The sequence below is a fragment of the Bradyrhizobium sp. P2_E8 genome, assembly GCF_056403875.1.
The window spans coordinates 1-4,875 of sequence record NZ_JBFUES010000574.1 but is presented as its reverse complement, the minus strand read 5'-3'; the positions used below and the strand labels follow the sequence as shown (position 1 = coordinate 4,875).

At 63.4% G+C, this 4,875-nt stretch carries 5 protein-coding genes; all 5 read right to left on the bottom strand.

Features of this window, described 5'->3' with window-relative positions; genetic code table 11:
• Positions 1–793: type IV secretory system conjugative DNA transfer family protein (locus tag AC1D00_RS26845; protein WP_477012731.1), on the bottom strand; the 793-nt coding region annotated here is incomplete at its 3' end.
• Between the two features lie 36 nt (positions 794–829).
• A complete protein-coding gene (locus AC1D00_RS26840; RefSeq protein ID WP_477012730.1) occupies positions 830–2,593 on the bottom strand; it encodes a relaxase/mobilization nuclease domain-containing protein in 1,764 nt (587 codons plus the stop codon).
• Positions 2,594–2,843: 250 nt separating this feature from the next.
• Positions 2,844–3,743 carry a lytic transglycosylase domain-containing protein gene (locus tag AC1D00_RS26835; protein WP_477012729.1) on the bottom strand — a complete coding sequence of 300 codons (900 nt, stop codon included), beginning with the start codon at positions 3,741–3,743 and terminating at the stop codon, positions 2,844–2,846.
• Entirely contained in the window at positions 3,740–4,252 is a 513-nt protein-coding gene (locus AC1D00_RS26830) for a S26 family signal peptidase (RefSeq protein ID WP_477012728.1), read from the bottom strand. The genes AC1D00_RS26835 and AC1D00_RS26830 overlap by 4 nt, the downstream gene beginning before the upstream one ends.
• Positions 4,249–4,713: a DUF2840 domain-containing protein gene (locus AC1D00_RS26825; protein WP_477012727.1), complete on the bottom strand. Its 465-nt coding sequence runs from the start codon at positions 4,711–4,713 to the stop codon at positions 4,249–4,251. The genes AC1D00_RS26830 and AC1D00_RS26825 overlap by 4 nt, the downstream gene beginning before the upstream one ends.
• Positions 4,714–4,875 lie beyond the last annotated feature (162 nt).

The window sequence follows — 4,875 nt, the reverse complement described above, 5'->3', positions numbered from 1 at the left end:
CCTCGGCATAAAGGACGTGAAGGATGGCGCCGACCAGGAGCGAATGACTGGTCTTCTCCCAATGGTTCCGCTTATCGAGCGAGCCTTCGGGGTCGACCAGGACGTCGGCGACGTTCTGGACGTCGCGAACCTCCCATTCCCCACGACGGACCTCGAGAAGCGGATTGTAGGCTGACGACTTTGGATTCGTCGGATCGAACAGAAGGACGCGGCCATGTCGCGAGCGGAAGCCGGCGGTCAGTTGCCAGTTCTCGCCCTTGATGTCGTGAACGATGGCCGAACCCGGCCARGCCAGCARCGAGGGAACGACSAGGCCGACRCCTTTGCCGGACCGGGTGGGCGCRAAGCAMAGSACRTGYTCCGGTCCGTCGTGCCGAAGGTAGTCGCGGTCGAGCTTGCCSAGCACCACRCCATCCGGACCRAGAAGTCCGRCYGCTCGAACCTCTTCTGCATCAGCCCAGCGCGCCGAGCCATAGGTCTCAACGTTCTTGGCCTCGCGCGCCCGCCAGACCGACATGCCGATCGCTGCCGCAATCGAAACGAACGTCCCCGACGCCGYGATGAAGGCACCCTCGACAAAGACCTGAGGCGCATAGGCGTCATAGACGAACCACCACCAGAAGAAGACCGGCGGGTAATAGATCTTGAAGCCTGCCAGTTCGAACCAGGGCCGCCCGAGTTCGGGCTGCCAGGCGAGCCGCCAAGCCGTCCACTCAGTTGCTCCCCAGATGGCGAGCAAAACGATCAGGCCGACAACGATCACCTGACCCCAGAGAATCTTGGTTCCGGACATCGAGAACGCCCTTCCGCAACTGAATTGGGGAGATTGCTAGAGGCCGAGGTCGCGCTTGCGACCAAAGCCCCATTCGATGCCACTGCCGTCTTTCAGGACGCCGGTGACGTGCTGGCCGAGCCTCTTCTCGAGCTCGCGCGACCAAGGCACGAGTTGGAAACCCAGCCCGTTATCGATCATGGCGAAGCGTCCCGAGGTAAGCGTCAGCCGCTGGCGATACGTGCCCGCCACGTGCTCTCCAGAGGCGGCCTTCACATGAGGCAAGCCGGTGTCGGCCGAGACCTTTGCGGTTACCTCGTCCAGTTCACGCCGGCGCAAGGTGTTCAGGAGGTCGCGCTGCAAGATGATGCGTTGGCCCTGCCGCGTTGCCAGACCCTCCTGGATCAGATGCTCGGTACGGGCTTCCATGGCGTCGCGGGTCTCGCGGCCGAATCCGCCCATGGCGAGCGGCACTGGATCGCGTTCGACCAGCCTGTGGTCGAGCCAGGTTGCGCCCTTCGCGGTGACTTGCCCGGCAAGATCGAGATCGGAACGGGTTGCCAGCACAATGGTCGGCCGCGGATCACCGGCTTGACCGAAGCGTCGCGCTTCGACGATGCCGCCGACCGGCGGAGCATGTTCAAAGGCCTCGATCCCGCGGAAGCGGACATGGTGGGCGCGGCCGTCTGTGCCGTCGATCAGGGCATAAGCCTCGCCGGTGAGTTCGTCATGCAATCCTCGATCGACAAGTCGTCCGACGATCCCGGACGTTGGCTGTCCGCCTTCGATGACGAAGTCGGAAACGCCACGCACTTCCCCGCGCTCACTAAAGGCGCGGTGCATTGTGTTGATGATGTCGCCGCGCATCCCGAGGTCGCGCAAGCTGCGCTCGGCCTCGAGCCCGACCATCCATCCCCCCGGTGCGCTGGATGCGGCAAGGCCCATCTTCTCCAGATGTTGAAGGCGGCCGACCATCAGGCGCCGGATCTCGGGATCGGACTTGCCCGGATTCTCCGGGCGAAGATCGACATACCCGGTCTCATCGGCCGCCAGCCGGATCTCCCGATCGAGCCGCGTCCATCGTTCAGCCGAAACCTCCCTCTCCAGTGAATTGCGCATCTCGTGCTCGGGTTTTGGGCCCAGTTCGATGGCGACCAGTTCCTCGGCGCGCGAGCGCAGGCCCTGGCTGATGTAGTCGCGGGAGATCACGAGATCCGCCCCTTGTTCATCTACTCCCCGAACGAGCAGATGAACGTGAGGGTTGTCGGTATTCCAATGATCGACGGCCACCCAATCGAGCCGCGTACCGAGATCGGTCTCCATCTGCTTCGCGAGATCGCGGGTGAAGGCCTTCAGGTCGGTCATGTCGCCGGCATCCTCGGGTGAGACGATGAACCTGAAATGATGCCGGTCGTCCTTGCACCGTTCTGCAAAGGCCGCGCTATCGGCACGGTCGCAGCCCTCATCGAACATCTCGGCTCTCTCGCCGCTTCGAGTCACGCCGTCGCGCTTCAGATATGAAAGGTGGGCGGTCAGGGGGGCCGAACGGAAGGCTCGGCCTTTGTGCCGAACCACGCGCGCCTTCACCACAACGCGCCGTGTCGGGCTGAACAATCTGGCGCGGCTGAAACCGAGTCTGCCGCGGCCAAAGGTCGAGCGCCCGTAGGCCGCAGAGCGCCTACCAAGGCCAGAGAGACTCGAGGTGTGCCCGGCTTTTTTCGCGGCGCGCAGCACCTGGTTGATGAAGCTCTTGGGCTTCGGCGCGCGGGTGTTGCGGATGCGCCCGGGCCGAACACGCAGATCGCTGTCGCCCGCGGTCACAGCCGGCCCTCCAAACGAGTGAAGGCGCCTACAGTGCCGAAAGCATCCCTGACTTGATTGCTAAAAATCCAAGGCGCGGCACGCGCCCCGACCGACCGGCGCGCCAGAACCCAAGCCATGACAATGGCTTGCGGTTCGACCGGCGAGCCCCTTTTATCTCGCCGTCCTGCTGTCGTGGTTACCCACTGCTCTCCCCATTCCGCCCATTCTTCTTCGGAGCACGCCAATGCATGAAAGCTTTCGCATTCGGTCATTGCGGGCCCCCCGCATCAGATCTCGCAATGAACAACCCGGTTGCCCGTGGCACAATGGCGGAGACGTCGTGAACGGAGATCGCCGTCGAAGCCCGGTTCGCCGGGCGCTCAGGCTGCACCCGGGCAGCGGTCTTTGAGTCTTCAGACCGAACAACGAAGAGCGTTCCCACCGACAACCGCAGACTCGCGGCTGCGCTGGAAGCTGCAATGTCATTGCCGATGGCCGGCACAAGCGTCTGCAAATAGGCTTGGGTCTCTGCTGGCAATGGACGGCCGACGAGATGTTCTTCATAGCGCGCAGGTCCCGCGTTGTAGGCTGCAAGGAAGCCCGGTGAACCGTAGCGGTTGCGCAGCTCGCGAAGGTACGCGGTACCCGCAAGAATGTTGTCGTGGGGGTCGCAGGGATCGTTGCCGAGGTCGTCCCGCAGACGCAGTTCTGCCCACGTCTCCGGCATGATCTGCATCAGTCCCATGGCGCCTTTCAGCGACCTGGCGCGCACGTCTCCAGCGCTTTCGACGTCGATGACTGCGCGTATCCAGCGCACCGGCACGCCGAAGCGACGCGAGGCCTCCTGGACGAACTCCGCAAATGGATCGCTAGTCGCGTACCTCGCTGCTGGGTCTGCGGGTTGCGTCTCCGCGACGGCAGGAACGCTACTCACGGTTAGCGCAGCGAACAGCGGTACGACAGCGCGCAGGCTCCTCTCGAACAAGCGCAAGCATGCCGCCGTGCTAGCGCCCGTCCAGGGTGAAGCCGCTTCGCGCCGGCCTTTCGGCCGCCCTGGACCGCCGCCGCGCGCGACGGCCGCGTAACTGTTGGTCGGGACGGAGGAACGGTCCCGCAATCGATCGAACAGAGGAATGGCGGCGCAGAAACGCACAATACGCACCATCATTCCTCCCACGTCCACAAAGGGAGCGCACGGCCCATGACGGCCGACGACGGCATGAATCCAAAGTATCGGCCGTCCAGCGAGTCGCTTGACTGCCAGTTCATGAGAAAGAGCTCGCCGTCGCCGACCACGCGGCAGCCCTGCCATTTCGGCAGTGGCCGGCCGCGTCCGTCGCGATCCCGCGCCTCGCCCATTGCAATGTCATCGACCGAAATCGTGAGCCCGCTTCTGCAGACCGTCTGCCCCGGCAGCGCCAAGATCCGTTTGAGCATGGGGACGCCGACCGGCAGGTAGCCGTTCAGGTCGAGAAAGGTCGCGAGCGGCTCCGGCGGCTCAACCGCGACCAGTTCGGTGACATGGTAGCGCTTCGCTGGCCGTAAACGATAGAGACCGACTGGCACGCTCGCCGATGCATTCCAGATGTAGAGCGGAAGCGGCTCCAGGGTGATTGTGGAGACGAGCGCGGCAGCAACCGCGAACGTCGTTGTCAGCGTCATCAGACGGCCTGTCATCGCATTACCCTCTGACGATGGAGCCAGGCCTGGTGGCGCGCCTTCGTATAGGGACGCGGGTTTTCGTTGACGGACAGACGGTTATGAACGTGATGCCAATGATCAGGAGCTACGTCAGCGGGATCGATGCCGAGCGCCTCAACGGCGTCGGTCATCTGCAGCACGCGCTCGACCTTCGACCAGCCGGAGAGCCGCAGCAGAATCTCTCCACCGGGCTGCACATACGGCACGGTCGAGCAACGCTGTCCCGATGCGACCGCGCGCAAGATATCGATCCGCGAAATGATCGTGCCAAAGTCGTTGGATGTCCAACGGACGAAGGCAAAGATGCTGCCGGGTGCAAATGACAGAACACGCCGGTGACGATCAAGCTTCCGTTCCTTCACAATGCGACCGAACCGAATGCGGTTTTCGATACGCTTCTCGAGCCACAGCACTTCCACTTCGGTGAGATCACTCATGCCGCCGCTCCCGAAGACTGAAATCGGGAGTCGTAAGCATTGGCGGCGGTGAAGCACCTGTAGGGCTTCTGCCGACAAGGAGGATTAACGGCCCGCGGTTGCCACGGTGAAGCACCTGTAGGGCTTCTGCCGACAAGGAGGATTAACGGCCCGCGGTTGCCA

Coding starts and splice junctions, on each gene's coding strand:
- AC1D00_RS26835 (WP_477012729.1), bottom strand. CDS start 3,743: ATGATGGTGCGTATTGTGCGTTTCTGCGCCGCCATTCCTCTGTTCGAT.
- AC1D00_RS26830 (WP_477012728.1), bottom strand. CDS start 4,252: ATGACAGGCCGTCTGATGACGCTGACAACGACGTTCGCGGTTGCTGCC.
- AC1D00_RS26825 (WP_477012727.1), bottom strand. CDS start 4,713: ATGAGTGATCTCACCGAAGTGGAAGTGCTGTGGCTCGAGAAGCGTATC.